12 protein-coding genes, 1 tRNA gene and 1 pseudogene are annotated in these 19,279 nt (G+C 39.4%); 3 read left to right on the top strand and 11 right to left on the bottom strand.

Translation table 11 applies throughout. The features are described 5' to 3' along the window. Nucleotides 1-215, top strand: a pseudogene (locus EZ444_RS27495) (hypothetical protein); the annotation flags it as partial. 350 nt (nucleotides 216-565) lie between these two features. On the opposite strand, the gene tsaD reads toward EZ444_RS27495, so the two are convergent. Continuing rightward, nucleotides 566-1,567 carry a tRNA (adenosine(37)-N6)-threonylcarbamoyltransferase complex transferase subunit TsaD gene (gene tsaD, locus EZ444_RS24570; RefSeq protein WP_131612365.1) on the bottom strand — a complete coding sequence of 334 codons (1,002 nt, stop codon included), beginning with the start codon at nucleotides 1,565-1,567 and terminating at the stop codon, nucleotides 566-568. A 129-nt stretch (nucleotides 1,568-1,696) separates the two neighbouring features. Between tsaD and EZ444_RS24575 the strand changes: the two genes are divergently transcribed. Continuing rightward, nucleotides 1,697-6,085 (top strand): translocation/assembly module TamB domain-containing protein, encoded by a 4,389-nt coding sequence (locus EZ444_RS24575; RefSeq protein ID WP_225874837.1) that lies wholly within the window; start codon nucleotides 1,697-1,699, stop codon nucleotides 6,083-6,085. Between the two features lie 4 nt (nucleotides 6,086-6,089). Here the strand turns inward: EZ444_RS24575 and EZ444_RS24580 are convergent, their stop codons facing one another. The 3 genes from EZ444_RS24580 to EZ444_RS24590 form a co-directional block, all read right to left on the bottom strand. Beyond that, a complete protein-coding gene (locus EZ444_RS24580; RefSeq protein WP_131612369.1) occupies nucleotides 6,090-7,301 on the bottom strand; it encodes a bifunctional 3,4-dihydroxy-2-butanone-4-phosphate synthase/GTP cyclohydrolase II in 1,212 nt (403 codons plus the stop codon). 147 nt (nucleotides 7,302-7,448) lie between these two features. Continuing rightward, entirely contained in the window at nucleotides 7,449-8,888 is a 1,440-nt protein-coding gene (locus EZ444_RS24585) for an LptF/LptG family permease (RefSeq protein ID WP_131612371.1), read from the bottom strand. A 30-nt stretch (nucleotides 8,889-8,918) separates the two neighbouring features. Continuing rightward, a complete protein-coding gene (locus EZ444_RS24590; RefSeq protein ID WP_131612372.1) occupies nucleotides 8,919-9,299 on the bottom strand; it encodes an START-like domain-containing protein in 381 nt (126 codons plus the stop codon). A gap of 389 nt (nucleotides 9,300-9,688) precedes the next feature. Between EZ444_RS24590 and EZ444_RS24595 the strand changes: the two genes are divergently transcribed. Continuing rightward, nucleotides 9,689-9,762 (top strand) — tRNA-Met (locus tag EZ444_RS24595). Between the two features lie 176 nt (nucleotides 9,763-9,938). On the opposite strand, the gene EZ444_RS24600 is transcribed toward EZ444_RS24595, so the two are convergent. The 7 genes from EZ444_RS24600 to EZ444_RS24630 all read right to left on the bottom strand — a co-directional run bounded on the left by EZ444_RS24600 (nucleotide 9,939) and on the right by EZ444_RS24630 (nucleotide 19,269). Next, complete coding sequence (locus EZ444_RS24600; RefSeq protein ID WP_225874838.1) at nucleotides 9,939-10,214, bottom strand: VOC family protein; 276 nt, start codon at nucleotides 10,212-10,214, stop codon at nucleotides 9,939-9,941. Nucleotides 10,215-10,307: 93 nt separating this feature from the next. After that, the gene (locus EZ444_RS24605; RefSeq protein ID WP_131612376.1) at nucleotides 10,308-11,879 is read right to left on the bottom strand and encodes an ABC transporter permease/substrate-binding protein; all 1,572 of its coding nucleotides are present in this window, start codon (nucleotides 11,877-11,879) and stop codon (nucleotides 10,308-10,310) included. Continuing rightward, a complete protein-coding gene (locus EZ444_RS24610) occupies nucleotides 11,872-12,840 on the bottom strand; it encodes an ABC transporter ATP-binding protein (protein ID WP_131612378.1) in 969 nt (322 codons plus the stop codon). The genes EZ444_RS24605 and EZ444_RS24610 overlap by 8 nt, the downstream gene beginning before the upstream one ends. Nucleotides 12,841-12,846: 6 nt before the next feature. Next, nucleotides 12,847-14,229, bottom strand: a complete 1,383-nt coding sequence (locus EZ444_RS24615) for a mercuric reductase (protein ID WP_131612380.1) — start codon at nucleotides 14,227-14,229, stop codon at nucleotides 12,847-12,849. A 380-nt stretch (nucleotides 14,230-14,609) separates the two neighbouring features. After that, nucleotides 14,610-15,425: an alpha/beta fold hydrolase gene (locus tag EZ444_RS24620; RefSeq protein ID WP_131612382.1), complete on the bottom strand. Its 816-nt coding sequence runs from the start codon at nucleotides 15,423-15,425 to the stop codon at nucleotides 14,610-14,612. 155 nt (nucleotides 15,426-15,580) lie between these two features. Beyond that, entirely contained in the window at nucleotides 15,581-17,584 is a 2,004-nt protein-coding gene (locus EZ444_RS24625; RefSeq protein ID WP_131612384.1) for an FAD-dependent oxidoreductase, read from the bottom strand. A gap of 2 nt (nucleotides 17,585-17,586) precedes the next feature. Then, entirely contained in the window at nucleotides 17,587-19,269 is a 1,683-nt protein-coding gene (locus tag EZ444_RS24630) for a RagB/SusD family nutrient uptake outer membrane protein (RefSeq protein WP_131612386.1), read from the bottom strand. Nucleotides 19,270-19,279 lie beyond the last annotated feature (10 nt).

The raw sequence follows: 19,279 nt of genomic DNA on the forward strand, positions 1-19,279 counted from the left end.
TATGGTGTGCGTTTATATCTGATTTACTGGTCAAACTGATTCAAGTGCAGCTTAAAAGAAAATGGTCTTTCTCGAACCTTAGTTCAATTATAAGACTACATCTGATGAGTTACATTAATCTTTTCACTTTTTTAAACGACCCAGATAAGTTACCTGTAGCACTTAAAACTAATCAGCTTAGCTTTGGGGGCTTTGAAATCAATTTTAAAATATAAAAGCGGCCTAATGATTTATTAAGCCGCTTTTTTTGTGTTTTATCATTTTCTCCGGACAACAGTGAAATAAATTCAGGATGACGACCGAACTAATAATACGGCCTTTTTTTTTGTTACCGGTAACTTGGCGTTTGCGATTTAAGTCTCGACCCTGGCCCAGTTTCCATAAATTTACTGTCATATTTAATAATGGCAAACAGTGCGATCAAGGCCATAGCAATCAGTACTACTATCCCCAAATAGCTCCTCTCTTTATCTTTCTTAAGAAGCCAACCCAAGAAAACAACCAATGGGATTAACAGTAATCCGAAAAATATATAACTAGCTGAATTCATAATTCTTTATTTATTTTAAAATTCCATTCTTGAAAGCGGAGCAACATCTTGCCCAACAAAATCCCCATTTAGATACTTATGATACCCTGCTATTGCAATCATCGCTGCATTATCAGTACAGTACTCAAACGCTGGGATATAAACATTCCAGTTCAATTGATCAGCCATACTTTGCAATCCAAGTCTTAAACCACTATTCGCAGAAACCCCACCAGCAATGGCAATCTCTTTTATTCCGTATTGCAACGCCGCTTTCTTCAATTTATTCAGCAAAATATATACAATACTATGTTGGACTGATGCGCAAATATCATTCAAATGATCAGCAATAAAATTAGGATTCTCTTTCTCCTGAGCTCTGATAAAGTATAATATTGAGGTTTTCAAACCACTAAAACTATAATTCAGGTCTTTGATTTGAGGTTCCGCAAATTTAAAAGCTTTTGGATCTCCATCTTTCGCGTGTTTATCTATCAGTGGACCACCTGGATAAGGCAAACCCAATATTTTCGCTGTCTTATCAAACGCTTCACCCGCAGCATCATCTAAAGTCTCCCCTACTATCTCCATGTTAAAGTAGTCTTTAACCAGAACAATTTGTGTATGCCCACCTGATACAGTCAGACAAAGGAAGGGAAATTTAGGCTTCGGATCGTCAATAAAATGGGCCAAAATATGCGCGTGCATATGATTTACCGAGATAAGCGGCAAATCAAGCGCCAATGCGAAAGACTTAGCAAACGATACGCCAACCAATAAAGAACCTAATAACCCTGGTCCTCTAGTAAAAGCAATCGCATTCAGCTCCTTTTTATTAACTTTAGCGTCTGTTAACGCTTGTTGAATAACCGGAACAATATTTTGTTGATGTACCCTTGAGGCAAGCTCAGGTATTACACCACCATAATTTTCATGAATTGTTTGGTTTGCAATAACATTGGCAGTAATTTTGCCGTTGTTACATATGGCAACCGAAGTTTCATCGCAAGAAGATTCTATAGCAAGTATTACAGACACGGGTATTTATAATTAAGCTACAAAACTATTAAAAAACTATTACAAATACTTCTTTGGCTCGTTGCATCAGTAATTTTACTAGTTGCGATCGTTATTTTTGCCCTCCAGTTTAAGCCGGTGCAAACCTATGTGGCAAAAAAAGCCGCAGCCTACCTTTCAAACGAATTAAATACCACAGTATCATTAAGTAGTATCTATATAAAACCCTTCACGTCTGTAGTTATCGAGGATTTACTGGTACTTGATCAACAAAAGGATACCATACTAAACACGCCAAAATTCATCGTCAGTATTAATCAGTTTTCCTTAAAACAGCGGATAATAGCGATCAATACGGTTCAGATCAATAAAGGGTCATTTTTCTTAAAATCGTTTAAAGACCGGTCGACTAATCTGGATTTCATCATAGACTACTTTGATTCCGGTCCAAAAACAGTTAAAAAGAAGAAAAAACCTTACCAAATATCCTTCGACCGAATCATACTTAATAATTTCAGTTTCAAGTATAAAAACTTTAGACGGGACACCATCATGAAGGGGATAAACTTTGATGATGTGGCCTTAAGTAATCTAAATGGGATTTTTGAAGGCTTCAACACCAAGGAACATATCCTCCAAACCCATATAAAGGATCTAACCTTTAGAGAGAAAAGTGGTTTTTACCTTAAAAACTTAACAGCGCTTACAACAGTCGACACCAATAATATTGAGTTGAAAAATATGATGCTGGTTACAAACAGAACCAGACTGACGGATTATTTTCAAATGCGTTTTAAAACCTTTGAAGATTTTAATGATTATTTCAACAAGATAAGGATGAAGGCCAACTTTGTTGATAGTCATATATCCTCACACGACATTTCTTACTTTACGTCTGAACTTGATCAGATGAACTTAGATATTGACATTGACGGTCAGGTTACCGGCCTGGTAAATCATTTAAAAGCAAAAAAACTTACCGTTAAAGCCGGCAAAGCAACCTATATAAAGGGCGATTTTGTCCTAAAAGGACTACCCAATCTAAACGAGACCTTTATGGATATGAAGGTTGATATGGCGGGAACAAATAAAGCTGACCTTGATGAAATTGTAACAGATATAACGGGTAAGAAAGCAAAAGTGATCCCTACAATCATAGATAAATTTGGGAACATTAATTTCAATGGATCTTTTACTGGTTTTAAAAATGACTTTATTGCCTACGGTGAATTTAAAACCAAATTAGGTAGAGCGGTATCGGATGTCAACATGAAAATCGACAAAAAGGGAATTCCATCCTACACCGGTAGTGTTAAAACATATGATTTCAATTTAGGAAACTTAATTAACGAAAAAACATTGGGTCGAATTACGGCTTCATTAAATGTTAAAGGTAGAGGGACAGAGATCAATAGCTTATCAGAAAAACTAAATGGAGATATAGACTATATTGACTTTAACAATTATAGATATAGAAACGTTAAAATTGATGGAACTTTCGACAAGAAGTATTTCGATGGGAGTTTAAAAATCAATGATAAAAATGTTCAACTTGTTTTTGATGGTGGTGTGAACCTGAATCCAAAGCTACCGGTATTCAATTTTAAAGCGACTATAAAAAATGCCAAGTTGAGGGCCCTTAAAATATATAAGGATTCGCTTAAAATTGACGCCGTATTTAGCACCAATTTTTCTGGAAGTAATCTGGACAACATTCAAGGATACCTCCGCCTGCAGGAAATAAAGTTGGATAATGTTAAAGGAATTTACAACATTGATTCTGTTGAACTACGAGCGAGCGGTGTAGGAAAAGAACGCAGTTTAGCTGTAAAATCGGATATACTTGACGCCAGTATTAAAGGTCAATACGACTTAAATACGCTCCCATCCTATTATAAGACTTTAGCAAAAAGATACATCCCGTCCTTAAAGACTGATATTGTAAAATTTAAAGATCAAATTTTTCAGTTCAATTTAAACATAAAAAGATTTGAGCCCGTAGCCCAGTTGCTAGTTCCAGGACTGGAAATAGAAGATCAAGCAACTTTTGTGGGGAATTTTGATTCACCAAACAATACGGCTACACTTAATGGGTTTATCAAGAAATTAAAATACAATGGAGTAGTTGTAAACAATATCATTATTGATGAAAACACCAGCACGAATCAGCTACAAGCTATTATTACTTCGGACAGGGTTGATCTGAATGACAGTTTATACATCAAAAATGTAAATATTTCCAACATTCTAAGAAACGACAGTCTATCCCTAAACGTTAAACTTTCTAATGAAGACGATGTAAATCAGCTGGATTTAAACGGCTTGATTGAATTCTCTAACGATACAACTGCCCGCGTCAGTATCCTACCTTCGATCTTAAAAGTGAACAATGAAGAGTGGAAGATTCAGGAAAAAGTAAGCATAAGCTTTCAAGATGGAAAAACCGAGATCAAGAATTTCGATCTCAACCACGAAAACCAATTCATTACCGTGGATGGTATATTGTCAAATGATCCCAAAGATTTAGTGCTGGTTGGCTTTAAAAATTTTAGTTTAACAACCTTAAATCCTTTTGTAAAGGCCCTTGGCCTTAAAATTAGCGGGAATGTAAATGGGGAAACGACATTGGCCAACATCCTTAAGTCTCCTGAAATACACGACAATCTAAAAATAGACTCCCTGGTTTTTAATGATACCTATATAGGCAGTCTAACAGATACCTCTTCTTACGACAAAGCCAAAAATATGGCGAATATATTTACCAATATTGTTACCGCCGATAGGGAAACTTTAAGAGCGACTGGTAAACTGGATCTTGAGAAGAAAGAAATTGATCTTGGGATAAAGCTCGACAAAACTGAACTGGTAATTTTAGCGCCATTTGTTAAACATCTGGTCTCCGATCTAAAAGGTAATGTGTCAGCCGACCTTACGGTAAAAGGTCCTTTTGAAAAACCGGAGATTAAAGGTGCACTATCTTTAGATGAAGCCACAATGACCATCAATTACCTCAAAACAAGATATACCATATCGGATGCTGTTGCAGTAAACAATAGTGTTATTGAGCTTGAGGATCTTAAACTTTTAGATGTAAATGGGCATGAAGCCATAGCAAACGGTACGGTAGATTTGAATAACATCAACAATCCCAGACTCGATGTAAACGTAGAGGCCACCAACTTCATGGCCTTAAATACCACTGAAAAAGACAACGCCCTATACTTTGGCCAGGCTTATGCAACCGGAACTTTTAAATTTAAGGGACCTACAAACCGGATGTATATTGATATTGATGCGAAAACTGAAAAGGGAACAGTATTCAATTTGCCATTAAACAGCTCTGAAACTGTTTCGAGCAAAGATTTCATCACTTTTGTAAGTAAAGACACTGCTACCTATGTAAAAAAGCAAACCAGCTTTGAAGGGTTAACGATGAGCTTAAAACTTGATGTTGACGCAAATAGTACTGCGAACATCTTTACTTCACTAGGTAATTTGAGTGGTAAAGGGAATTCTAAAAACCTTGCACTTAAAATTAACAGTTTGGGCGACTTTGAAATGTCTGGCGATTATATTATAGAATCTGGCAGCTTTGATTTTACGGCTCAGGAGGTCATTAACAAAAAGTTTAGTATCAGGCAAGGTGGCACGATCCGGTGGACTGGCAACCCTACCCTTGCCCAAATCAACTTAAAGGCCATATACGCGCTTAGAGCAAGCACCACAGACTTGTATTCTGCTGCGAATAGGGACAATCCTAACCCAAATGACAGAGTTCCTGTTGAAGTTGAAATGGGATTAAGCGGTTTATTATTAAGACCGGACATTAAGCTTGATGTATTTTTCCCTTCAAATCCTGCGATTAAAGAGGAAATGCAGACTTATTTTAATGACGACAACAACAGGAATTTACAAGCCTTAAGCTTAATCATCAGACGAAGCTTTGCGCCAGGAACAGGAAGAGAGGGGCTTGGAAAACAATTAACTTCAGGGGTAGCAAGTACCGCAACAGAGCTGTTGTTTAACCAGTTTAACAATGTGCTTTCCTCGTTAAATCTTGATTTTGTTGACATTAACATTCGTTCCTTAAGTGAAGCTAATGCATCCTTCCGCTTTTTCGAAAACAGGATAATTTTAAATGCGGGTATTGTAGACAAAAGAACTACCAATAGCGATCTTTCGCCTATTGGCTTTGACAGCGAAAATGTAGGGGGCGAAGTCGAAGTGCTTGCACTGATAAAAAAAGATGGAACTTTAGTGGGTAAATTGGCAAATAAGCCGCCTACTCAGCAGAGTGTTTTTAATATTGCCCAGAGTCAAAACACAAATGTGACCTCATTTGGCCTAATTTACACGCAACAGTTTGATAGTTTCAAAGAGTTTTTTCAAAAGATTACAGGAAAACTCAGAAGGGATGAAAAGAAGAAATTAGCCGACAAAAAAAAGACAGCGGAAGATGATAAAAAACCTTCCGCTGTCCAGCAGCCTGCAAATAAAGAGGCAATATTAAATGATCAAAAAAAGCCAAAAAGGAAATAAATCCTTAGCCTTTCATGATTTGATGTCCCATCTTATCACGTTTTGTTTTCAAATAAAGTTCATTGTGAACATTACTTTCAATTTCAATTGGGATGTTCTCCACAATCTCCAGACCATATCCGATCAAACCAGCTCTTTTTGTTGGGTTGTTAGACATCAATCGCATCTTGCTGACGCCCTGAGCTCTTAATATCTGTGCACCTACCCCATAATCGCGTTCATCGCCTTTAAAGCCTAATTTTATATTAGCCTCTACAGTATCAAAACCAGCATCTTGCAGGTTATATGAACGTAATTTATTGATTAGTCCTATCCCACGTCCCTCCTGGTTCATGTAAACAACAACTCCTTTACCTTCTTTATCTATCATTTCTAAAGCTTTGTGAAGCTGTGGTCCACAATCGCAACGGCATGATCCGAATATATCACCTGTTACACAAGAGCTATGAACCCTTGCTAACACTGGCTCATCTGGAGTCCACTTTCCTTTGCTAATAGCTAAGTGAGTGGCGTTGTTATCTAACTGCGTATAAGCAGTCATATTAAAGTCGCCCCATTGCGTAGGTAAGTTAATCGTAACTTCTTCCTTAATCAGGCTTTCTTTACTTAATCTGTAAGCAATAAGATCTTTGATAGAGATGATTCTTAACTGATGTCTTTCTGCAATTTTAAGCAAATCAGGAAGCCTTGCCATTTCTCCATCATCCTTTAAAATCTCTACAAGCACACCTGCTGGTTTCATCCCAGCTAGAATAGCCAAATCTACAGCAGCTTCTGTATGGCCTGAGCGTCTCAGTACTCCACCATCTTTAGATCTTAAAGGAAATATGTGTCCTGGTCTCCCAAGTTCAGCAGGATCGATATCAGGGTTAATTAGCGCAAGAATAGTTTTAGATCTATCTGATGCCGAAATTCCCGTTGTACAGCCATATCCAAGTAAGTCTACAGAAACTGTAAAATTCGTTTCATAGGCTGCAGTGTTTTTACCCACCATAGGCTCCAGGCCAAGTTCATCACATCTCTGTTCCGTTAATGGAGCACAGATTAAACCTCTGCCATAAGTAGCCATAAAATTGATAACTTCTGGGGTAGCGTTCTCAGCTGCAGTTAAGAAATCGCCTTCGTTTTCTCTGTCCTCATCGTCTACAACGATAATAACTTTTCCTGCTTTTATATCCGCAATAGCATCTTCTATTGCATCGAGTTTAATTTCCATTTTATAAGTATATCAATCCCCAAATCCTAAATCAATTTGAAAATCTATTAAATTTGCCTTGCAAAGTTACAACCTTCCAACACAATTTCACGCCTTAAAATATCATAAATAAGTAATGAATAGCGGGTTGTGGGATTGCCATCCCCGTTAAACTGCCTGTGAAGGTGATTTCCTTTTAAATATTTTAAAAATCTTAGTGAATACCAGCTTGAAATTATTAACATCAAACAAAGCTGAATCAACAGTTGCTTTATACGTCAGAAAAGCACCTAAAGGGGATAAAATAATAATAGCCAACCACATACCAAAAAATGGAGTTAAGGATCCCTGGGTTGCAGACTTCTCGGCAACGGTAGCGATGATATGATAAAGCAGGAAAAATACGATAGCGACTACAACCGGTAAACCAAGGCCACCTTTTCGTATAATTGCCCCTAAAGGCGCCCCAATAAAAAATAGTAACAGACAGGAGAAAGCGAGTGTAAACTTCTTTTGATACTCAATCTCCACCTTAATGATACTTCTGGTCCTATCGCCATGATCAGCAATTCGCCCAGATGTGGTTTGCATCACAGTGTTAGCCTGATCTAATGCACTTTGTATAATCGATAACTTTTGGTTTTTTGGAACTATATTAAGTACAGGCTTGTCTATCCCCTTCACCTTGGCCATTAACTTTGTATACCCTTTTGTATAATTATTTTGTTTGTAATAACTACTTACATTCAAAGCGGCAAATTTATTTATACTATCTAACTCGCTGGATAAAGAATCTTTCTTTTTGGACAGACCTTTTAAGTTGAGCATTTGCGTATTGCCCCTAAAGCCTTCTTCATCTGTTCTATTCATTTTAAAACTAGAGATGTCGAACTTTTGGTCCGTTTCTTTAAAGCGCATTCGAGTTAATTCCTGCCTTGGATTATAGGAAGAGCTTTTTCCGCTTGATTCCTCATACCTAACGCCATCATGAAGATTTAACACCAAATGACTATCATCTTTGGACATTTTACCCTCTTTGGCAATAATGATCTTTGCTATCCCATTGTTACCGGTATGATCATAAATCATTACATTTTTCAACTCCCCATCGTCATTTTTTTTGTCGACCCTAATGGAATAACCAGGAATACTATTGTTAAATACGCCCTCTTTAATTAGAAAAGAGAGTTTTTTATTCCGGATATCCCAAAGCAGTGAGCCAAACTTTAAGTTTGCTTTAGGCAACATGTAATCAGAAAAAATAAAGGAGCTAATGGCCAGAAAAATAATCACAACCAATAAAGGCATCATCGCTTTTTGCAAAGAAATACCTGCAGATTTGATGGCTACCAATTCATAATTCTCCCCTAACGTACCGAATGTCATAATAGACGACAGCAGTATCGAAAGCGGAAGTGCCATGGAAACATTGGCTGCAGATGCATAATACATCAGCTCAAGTATTACGTACCACTCGAATCCTTTTCCGATTAGTTCGTCAACATACTTAAACAAAAAAAGCATCAATAGTATGAACATCACTATAAAAAAAGTGACGAAGAATGGCTTTATAAATGCTTTGACAAGTAGTAAATGAATCTTTTTCAATATACAAATGTAGGCAAAGCCAACGAAAAATTAAGCACCTAATACACTATGCAGGTAGTTTATCTGATTATCCCAAATCAATGTACGCTCGGCCATGGTATCTTCAGTAGCAAAATCTGTTATCGAAAGCGCTACATCATTGGTTAATTCGTCTTGAACGATTTCCATTTCAAAATAGCAATGCGGGTCGTCATCAAGCCATTTAAATTTAACGAGTTTATTTTCCTTTATACTAAGTAATTTCGCTTTTTGTATTTCATCATCCCATGTGAAGGTATAAGTCTGATCACGGAAGACAACATCATCCGCAAACCATTGGGATAAACCATTTGGCTCGCTAATAAAGCTAAATAAAATACGTGGAGACGATCTCAATTCATATTCTAGGGTAAATTTTTTCTTTTCTGACATCGTTAAACGCTTACTTTCTGAATTTCTTAGACAATTTTTTATTTATATTTCTAAAGGAAAGTAATTTTTTCTACAGTTGCAACTCTTTAGAAAATCACATTGATTTTTTAATCATCAAAAGCCAGAAAGTGCGGCTCAGATGGTTAGAGCGCAGGATTTACATAAAAATTGATTATAAGTATTATGCGTAACTTACGCTACATATATTATAATTAACCATATCTTTCACCAGCACACCCCAAAATAACTAGCTTAGTATCACCGTTAAAGCATAATAGTAAGGATTATTGGAGATTTTTTTTTATTATTTGAAATCATTCTCCTATATTTGCAGCTCTTAAAAAAAACAACCATATTAATATTTAATATCATTATATTAATAAAAACCCGGCGGGGTAGCTCAGATGGTTAGAGCGCAGGATTCATAACCCTGAGGTCGGCAGTTCGATTCTGCTCCCCGCTACTTAAGGAAACGCCACATCAGGGTTGTTTCCTTTTTTTATGTCAATAAAAACCTGTAGCCCAAACTATTATAACTTGGCCAAATCGTGTTCGACAATCACTAAAAAACTTCTTAAACTTTTATCTGAAATGGTCTAAAAAGCAGCTTCAAGAATACAATTAAGTTTATTTAACAAGTCAGGCCTTTTCCATCACTGAAAGTATATTTCCCCCAGGATCCTTAAAACAGGCTATTACCGGCCCCTCACCGCGAAAGATGCCTTTCTCGTCTGTTTTGAGGTACTCGTAGCTATATTGTTCAAACTGAACTCTTTTTCCCATAAGGTCATTCACTGTCGCATCAACACTTTCAACAGGAAAATTGAGTACTGTAAAGGTCGCCGGCTCATGATTGGATTTTAGATAGATTAAAACCGGTATGGAATCCGTGATGTGTAGCTCAAGGGTTCCCATCTGGCCATCTCTTACATCCAGGCCAAGAGTGGACCGATAGAATTCTTTTACTTTGCCCAGTTCCCCAGTAGAAATATTGTTCGAAAAAAGTCATTAGTTTCTATCTATATATTTTTTGAGTGCTGTGATGGTAGAAACGTTAAGGGCTTCGGATTGTTTTTTTCGCATCATTAACGCATAAGTATTGTTAAATCCGATCGGTTTAAGCCATCGGATCTGATATTTTTTTTGAAAGGTTGTTTTCACATAGCTGTATGTCCTGTTTCTATCATGAGCAATTTCTTTAGCAACCCTGGGATCAGGCTGCAGTAAAACAAGCAGGCCTGTTCCGGTATATTCGGGATAAAAATCGATCTGATCATTCATCAGGGCATCAAAACAGATCTTGGTGCCGCCCAGTCCCGTTTTTGTTGAAACATCATATTCGGTATTGCCTTTAATCAACATGCGATACATCTCCGCTAAAATGTATTGCTCGCCAAATATCTTTGAACCGATGCGAACTATACCAGCGTGTCCGTTTCGGGGACTTTTATACAAGCCTTCACGGATCAAAAAATCTTTTGCTACACGTTCAGGCGTTTGTTTCAGGTAGTCAGTCCTGTAATTGAGATCCGTCATCAAAGAATCGTTGATCTTTCCGGCCAGCAGGTTTAATACGTCTTCCAGGCCGGAAAATTTATCGAGGGATGCCTGTCGAACAATCGGCGCGGCATAGTAAGGAGGGAATATCCCTTTGTCATCTTTCAATATGGTCAGCCCGAAGGCCTTTAATCTACCGTCTGTTGAATAACCACTAATCACATCCAATTCTCCCTCATAAGCAGCTTTGTACATCACGGCATCACTAATCACTGTGGTGGGAATCTCCAGTCCGTAGACGGATTTCAAGCCTAAATCCCCATCCTGTCTGCCCATAAACTCAGGCGTAAAGCCTGCTTTTAGCTTAGATCCGTACGTAGCAGGAAGTAAATAAAAGCCCCCTAACAGCAAGATGAGCAAGGGAATTAGATACAATACCTTTCTTAGTTTTCTGAAGTCGAGCTTTTGTACCCTTGACAACAGGAAATCTAAAATGACCGCTAACAATGCTGCGGGAATAGCCCCCGCAAGAATCATATTACTGTTATTCAGTGAAATCCCGCCAAAAATAAATTCTCCCAGCCCACCTGCGGCAATAAAGGAGGCAAGCGTGGCGACCCCTACATTGATCACAGTAGCGGTACGAATCCCGGCCAGGATCACCGACATTGCCAAAGGCAGCTCTACCCGGAAAAGGATTTGCGTTTTGCTCATCCCCAAAGCGTTTGCTGCTTCTATAATATGGCGATCTATACCTACAATTCCTGTATAAGTATTGCGGATGATCGGTAACAAGGCATAGATCAGCAGTGCCACAATAGCTGGCTTTGCGCCAATACCAAGCAGCGGGATCATGAAACCCAGAAGCGCGATACTCGGAATAGTCTGCAGCACACCCGCTACCCCCAGAACACTGCCTGCCAGTTTCCCTCGCCGGGCAATCAAAATGCCAAGAGGAAGGCCAATTGCTATTGCCAGCAACAGTGAGATAAACGTCAGCCCAAGATGCTGCAAAGTCTGGGCAAGTAACTTATCAGCTTGCTCTGTGATGAAGCTCCATAAGCTCTGCTGCTGCTCAATCATGGCTTCTGGTTTGTTTATAGGAATGAAATGCGCCGCTCAGTTCCTGGAAGTTGATCACCTTTGTCTGTTGTGTTTCCGGGTCCGAAAATAACTGAACCTTATCGTTTAAAGTTGAACTTAGTATTTCCATGGCCGACCAAACATCAGTGGTGGCAGAAAGCGCATTTACTTTGCCCCTCAAAATATTGACAGGCAGGAATTCCCAGATGTCCTTTATGGTAACTACCTTAAATTCAAGCGCTAGCCGCTGGCTGTCCAGAAACTTCCTGGCGAACTCGCTAGCGGGTTTATAAAGCAGGTCTTTGGGTGCGCCAATTTGAACAATTTTACCACAATCCATCAGGCAAATGCGGTCGGCCAGTTCGAAAGCCTCCTGAACATCATGAGTGACCATCACAATCGTTTTTCTTTTCAGTTCTTCCAGCGCTTTAAATTCAGACTGGATACCTGACCTGGTTACATTATCCAACGCCCCAAACGGTTCGTCCATTAATAAAATTGCCGGATCTGCGACCAGTGCCCTGGCCAATCCGACACGCTGTTGCTGGCCTCCGCTTAGCTGGTGGGGAAACAGGTTCATACAATCATTCGGCAGACGAAGTTTTTCAATCAGTTCCAATATACGCTCGCGAGTTTTTTCTTTATTCCATTTCAATAATTTCGGAACAACAGCAATGTTTTCGGCAACAGTATAATGAGGGAAAAGTCCGATATTTTGCATTACGTAACCGATTCTACGCCTTAGGAATTCGGGCTTTTCTCTACTAATCGCTTGGCCATTGATGCTGATGGTTCCTGAATCGGGTTCAATTAACCGATTAATCATCTTTAGCGTAGTAGTCTTGCCGCATCCGCTGGTACCTAGCAGTATAAGGGTTTCTCCTTCTCGCACAGTAAATGAGATTTCATTGACCGCTCGCGTGCTTCCAAAATTCTTGCTGATATCTGCTAGTGTAATCATGCCTTTTTAATCTTTGATTTTCATAAACAGATTATTAAGGGATTCAGAATAGGTAGGGTGTGCAAACACATATTCCTGGATCCTGTCGTAGGTAATTCCTCCCTCCATGGCCATTTGAAGTACTGACATAATTTCACCTCCTTCCGACGACAGAATGCAGGCTCCTAATATTTTTTTGCTCTTTCTGTCAACGACAGCTTTCATAAATCCCAGAGTTTCTCCGGTCTCTATTCCCCGCGCTACACTGGACATCGGAATTTTGGCAACAATGAAATCAAATCCTTTTTCCTTGGCTTCTGATTCAGAAATTCCAATACGGGCCATTTGAGGATCGGTAAACATACAATAAGGCACCGGCCTGCCGGTAGTGCTATAATCCGCATTTTCGATCAAATTTCCATAGACGATGATATAATCATTATAGGCAATATGTGTAAAAGCTGGTCCGCCTTTTACATCGCCCAGAGCATAAATGCCTTTAACATTGGTCTCCAATTTTTCATTGACAACAATGTGTCCTTTTTCATCTGTGTCCACGCCAGCAGCAGCCAGATTGAGCGATGCTGTTTGCGCAGTTCTGCCCACAGCGATAAGCAGGTGACTGGCGAGTATTTTCTCTTTTTTATCCCCCGATTCCAAACTCACGCTAATCTTTCCGTTTACCTTTTCCATTTCACCAATGCTGATGTCTGTCAGGATCTTAAGCCCTTCATCACGCAATATTTTTGTCATTTCAGCAGAGACATCCTCATCTTCACGTCCGGTAATCCTGGAAGATTTTTCCAGGATAGTGACTTTACTGCCGAAACGGTGAAACATCTGGCCCAATTCCAAACCGATGTAATTTCCACCGATAACAATAAGATGCTCAGGAATTTGTTCCAGATCAAGAATGGTCGTCGAAGTCAGGTAATCAATATCCTTCAATCCTTTCAACTCAGGAATAGTGGTGCTCGCACCTGTATTGATAAAGATCCAGTCTGCTGTCAAAACTTCTTCCTGTCCGTTTGAAGTCGCCACTGTCAATTCTTTATTTCCAGAAAACCTTGCCTCTCCAAAGATCAGTTCAACTCCTTCGGCTGCTTCCAGTCCTTTTTGAGACGAAGATCTGAACGATTCGACAATCTGATCCTTTCGGTTTTTAATTTTTCTAAGATCCACTTTAACTTCCCCTGTTTCCACACCTAGCAAAGCAGCTGTTCTGGCTTTGTGAGCCACACGTGCGGAGGCGATCATGGTTTTTGTTGGGGTGCAGCCATCATTGATGCAAGTGCCGCCAACAAATCGCTTTTCAATAATTGCCGTTTTTTTTCCTGCTAAAGCTAATTTCTTTGCCAGTGGAGTACCTGCCTGGCCGGAGCCAATGATAATTGCATCAAAATGTTTCATATGTTTTAAAATAGGACATATTTATCTAAAATAAGTAAAACATTAATTAGGTTAAAAATAACAATAAAAAGAGGCAATCCAGCATCTTAAATTCACCAACTTGCTCTTCATAACAGACCTAACAACGGATCCGAACTTTTCTTATTTTTTCATTTCAAAAAATTTCTTGACATCCATAATAGCCTCACAATCCTCATAAAGGTTCGACACTTTGCCGTCCGACTCTACACTGAAATCAGACCTTTAGCATTAAATTGCCAAAGGTTTTTTTGCTTCTAGTTGGTTTTACTCGAGTAATGCTCGAGCGAATTTCCATCTAAACTCTACGCGTATCGATGCTACATAGAAGTATACGTATGCGCTGTATAAAGAACCTGATTTTACGGCAATTTAGAAATCAATAGATTAAATTTTTCAATTATAAGACCTGGGTTGTCTATCATAATAAAATGCCCGGAATTTGTATCCGAGATATGAGTGAAGTCCGTAACACCGCTTTTTAACAATTCGTGGGCGTTATACAAATCCTGAGTGTTTCCCGTTGAACCGGGATCTGATTTCATACCCGTCAAAACAACCACTGGAACATTCGGCAGATTGGGTAGGGTTGCCATGTATTGCGCATCTTCAATTAATTGTCTGGTTTCTTTCGTTCCTCCAAAATTTGGACCATTACTGTTATTGATGGAATTAAAAAGTATATCTTCAGCTTCCTGCGTAAGGCGAAGAACATTTTCGTGTGAAGGATCAACGAATAATAAAGCTGCAACCATACCTGGATTTTTAATGGCGAAATCCCTTATAACCATGCCTCCTAAAGAATGTCCAACCAATATCACCTTTCGGCCATTAGCATATTTGTCCACTACTGATTTGAGCTCAATTCGAAGTCTACTGATATCCCTTGGTGTATTATCAATAGTAGATTTTCCGTAGCCAGCCCTGTCATAAACCACCACATCCATTTTAGCACCAATATCTTCTGCAACTCTCTTAGTTTGCCATATTGTATGGTCATTGCCAAGCCCTGACTCAAAAACAACCAGATATTTACTGTTTGATCCAATTGAATAGGTTGCCAGGTTGTGCGTACTTAATTGCAACATACTTTCTTTAAAAGACACTTCCGGTGATTTGTCTTTTTTGCAGGATATTAAGATAACCAGGACTGTTAAAAATGCAAAAAGCTTATACATGATTTTTTTTACAAACTTAATATTTTAAACAAAATGTTTGATACATCAATCAGAATATTAAAAATGCCCCCAATAGTGTATAACTTTTGGGGTGCACTTCAGATTTATAGGCTCTTTTTATGACCAAAAGAATCCTGACGGTTGAAATATATCTTTTACTTTGCTGGCACAAGTAATAAAGCATCTGCCACTACGGCTCCATCCGATCCTTTTGCCAAAATTTCAACGTAAGCCTTTCTTCCTACATCCAGGGAATATGTACCCAGGCTAACCCACTCACCAGAAGTTTGGCCAACAACCTTAACTTCAGCATCCTTTATCAAGACTTCTTTAATCCGACTTCCGTCATAAACATGAACGAGCGTTGATTGGGCTGCACTTTTCAACTTTGGGTAATAAATGTACAGTTCATACTTTCCCTTTTTAGAAACCTCAGGTTTATATCTAATTGATTTGGGATACTGCGAAACCGTGTCTGCGATAAAGTAATCAGGACCATACCCACCATATTTATGGATAGTCCAATTGCCATTCTTCTCCACTTTTAGTACATCGCTATTGTCTACCAAAATTTCCGGCGAACTTCCATCCGCAAGAGGATTTGTTTTTAGTAGTGCTTGCACCTGTGCCACATCAACCTGTTGTACCGACAGCTTCTGATCAATTGCTTGCACCGCAGCCATTGCTGATGATTGACCAAGCACCATAAAAACAGGCTCCATACGTATAGAGCCGTAAGCAATATGACTCGCAGAAAGACAAACCGGTACTAATAGGTTACTCACCTCAGTTTCCTTTGGAACAATCGCACGGTAAGAAATTGGATAGGGGCCAAAACCACCCTCCTCTACATTACCCTCATTTTTCACCATTCCATTGACAACCAGTCGGTCACAATTGTGCGAATCCATAGTATATGCAGCCATTCCTACACCATCTGTTACGGTTTCTTTGCCCTGACAATGATGTTGTGTCATAACCAGCTCTCCTTTCATCCTCCTGGCTTCCCTCACATAAAGCTGATGCGACCAGTTCCCCATATCAGTATACTCATCTTTAGGGTACCCCCATTGATTAAGTTCTGCCCTGATGTGTGAATCAACCCGAGGATCATTACCTACAAAATATAGCAGGCCCTTTGTATAATCAACATGCGCCTTCCAGATCTCGGCCCTTTTCTGGTAATCCGCATCAGGGTATTCCCAGTTCATTCCAATCATATCGGTAGAAAAACCATTCCTGTTGTTGATATCGGTTTTCCCATTTGGCATGCCACTCCATATAAAACCATCTTGCAGGGATTTCCATGGCCTTTTTTTCATTTGCCGGAGCAGCAATTCATATCTTTCCGGCTGGTAGTTTTCTGGTTTGGCAATGGGTATCAGGTTATCTTTTTTATTGGTTAAGCAGATCCTAAAGTTATATGCCTGAACTTTTTCATCTCCTGTTCCGTCTTTTTCCAATACACCGGGGTTAATTCCCCAAAGCAATCCGCTTGAAGCATCTCCGGGTGTTTTGTAAGGGTCTATCCCCTCCAGCATTTGATGCCCTTTCATGAACTGAACGCCGTTAAAGGTTTCCTTGTACAGATCATTTGCTTCCCGGCCCACAGTATAGGAAACACCTGCCTTTGCCATCAGATCTCCCTCGTAGGAACAATCGATGAACATTTTAGCTTTAACCTTGTTATTTGGCATTGATTTGTTTGTGCTTTCGAGTGTAATTTCGCTGATCAGGGTTCCGTTCCTGGTCACTACCGCTAAACGGTTTTGGTACAACACTTCCACTTTAGCTCTTTTAATGTAATCAAGAAACAGGTTTTCGGCAACATGGGGCTCAAACACCCATTGCTCAAATTTGCCATAATGCTGACCTATTCTTCTGTAGAAATCTAGCGCCAAACCACTGATGGCGTATTTATTTCCAATATCAGTAAGTCCCAGGCCACCGGAACTCATTCCGCCAAGGTGTTTTCCCGGTTCTATTAACAGTACGCTCTTACCAAGCTTGGCAGCGGTATAAGCTGCGATTACGCCCGAGGAAGTTCCTCCATAAATACAGATATCATAATCTTTTTTAGTAGGTTGCTGGGCTAGTGAAGGCTGCAGCAATGAGCCGATCAGAATGGGTATCAGCAAGTAAAGAAGAATATTTTTCATAACTAGTATTTAGGGTTTTGAATTAATTTGGTATTGGTCACCACTTCTATATTAGGAATTGGCCATAGATAATCCCGTTCGCTATTGAAAGTACGTATTTCTATTACCCTCAAATCTGCACGGTTTGGTACCGCAGAATAATCGGCCAGGCCGTTCTCATCAATTTGTGGTGCAGCTGCAAGTAGTCCTCTTTGTATCCTTCCGTAGAAATTTCCAGTCATGGCTTTCTCCGCGATATTCCATCTACGCAAATCTGTTTGCCTGAAACCTTCCATAGCCAGTTCATAAAGGCGTTCTTTACGAACTAAACTGCGAAACTCAGCTGGCGTTTTACCCAATGTAATAGCCGGCATATTTACACTTGGCCGCTGCCTTACCAGGTTAATAGCGTCATAGGCCGACTGATCTAATTGATTGAGTTCGTTTTTGGCTTCGGCATAAATTAGCAGGATTTCAGCATACCTAATCTGTATTACATTCAGCTCCGAATTGGAGCGGTCTACCTTATCGGCCAGGTCTACATATTTTCGCCAGCAATATCCGGTAAATGTAGCAAAGGCGTTAATGGCTTCCTGATTGTCGACCCGTGTTGCTGGTGTTGTATCGTAATTCCAGCATTTTAAACTGTCTCTATGTGTTTCAAACTGATAGTTGAAATATATTGACCCGGGCAATGCAATGGTAAATCCAAGCCGGGGATCTCTGTTTTTATACGGAACTTTAGGATCAAAAAGCGGTGACTCATCAATATTCAATCCATCTGTGCATGGATATGCGTCTACAAGTGATTGTGAGGGTACTTTGTTTGAAAATCCTTGTCCGTTCCTCGATAAAAGAGCTGTTGGGGTAGAATGGGTTTTGGTTTTTGAGGCGCGAAGATATTGAAATGCCCAGATGATCTCATTCGAATTCTGTCCTGCATAACTAAACAAAGCACCAAAATCGTTATGCAGACTATAGATTTTAAGATCCATGACTGCTTTAGCCGCATCGGCGGCATCCTGCCACTTCCCATTGTTTAATGCGGAGCGGGCTTTAATGGATAGCGCTGCTCCTTTTGTAGCCCTGCCAACATCAGCTCCGGTATAGCTATTTGGCAAATCCGGGGCTGCTTCGGTTAACTCTTTCATAATAAAATCGACCAGTTCAGCTTTTGAAGTTTTAGGAATCTTAGCTTCTTCGAGGGTTAACATTTTAGTAATCAATGGTACACCGCCAAAGTAATCAATTAGATACTGATAGTTATAGGCGCGAATGAAACGTGCTTCGGCTTTTGAGCGGTTAAATATTGCCGGCGTAGTCTTGTCCTTTACTTTGTCAAGATTATCCAGAATGAAATTACATTTAGCGATTACTTTATATGCGTCTCTCCAGATATCTCTTGCGTAGGTATTGTTGCTGTCATGGTTGCCTTTGCCTAGCGCTTGCAGGGCGCTATTGTTACGGTCCCAACCGATATCTGTTCCGTCATCTATAGTAAGGTTGAGGGGCATTCCATCAAGCGGTGGATTACTTACATATTTATACAAGCCGTTAACAGCCAATATAAGTTCATCCTGGTTGGAGAAAAAAGTATCATCTGCGGGACCTGACAAAGGACTTTTATCCAGATATCCTTTTTGGCATGAAGGCGCAACTGTTATTAAAACAGCGGCCAGTATAATAAGGTATATATTTGTTTTCATGTGTTTTATC

This window comes from Pedobacter hiemivivus, from assembly GCF_004331685.1.
Classification (GTDB): Bacteria; Bacteroidota; Bacteroidia; order Sphingobacteriales; family Sphingobacteriaceae; genus Pedobacter; species Pedobacter hiemivivus.

Bases quoted from the DNA above. Each gene is read 5' to 3' on its own strand.
- EZ444_RS24600 (WP_225874838.1), bottom strand. From the start codon at position 10,214: ATGGGAACCCTTGAGCTACACATCACGGATTCCATACCGGTTTTAATC.
- EZ444_RS24580 (WP_131612369.1), bottom strand. From the start codon at position 7,301: ATGGAAATTAAACTCGATGCAATAGAAGATGCTATTGCGGATATAAAA.
- EZ444_RS24590 (WP_131612372.1), bottom strand. From the start codon at position 9,299: ATGTCAGAAAAGAAAAAATTTACCCTAGAATATGAATTGAGATCGTCT.
- EZ444_RS24615 (WP_131612380.1), bottom strand. From the start codon at position 14,229: ATGAAACATTTTGATGCAATTATCATTGGCTCCGGCCAGGCAGGTACT.
- EZ444_RS24620 (WP_131612382.1), bottom strand. From the start codon at position 15,425: ATGTATAAGCTTTTTGCATTTTTAACAGTCCTGGTTATCTTAATATCC.
- EZ444_RS24630 (WP_131612386.1), bottom strand. From the start codon at position 19,269: ATGAAAACAAATATATACCTTATTATACTGGCCGCTGTTTTAATAACA.
- EZ444_RS24605 (WP_131612376.1), bottom strand. From the start codon at position 11,879: ATGATTGAGCAGCAGCAGAGCTTATGGAGCTTCATCACAGAGCAAGCT.
- EZ444_RS24625 (WP_131612384.1), bottom strand. From the start codon at position 17,584: ATGAAAAATATTCTTCTTTACTTGCTGATACCCATTCTGATCGGCTCA.
- EZ444_RS24610 (WP_131612378.1), bottom strand. From the start codon at position 12,840: ATGATTACACTAGCAGATATCAGCAAGAATTTTGGAAGCACGCGAGCG.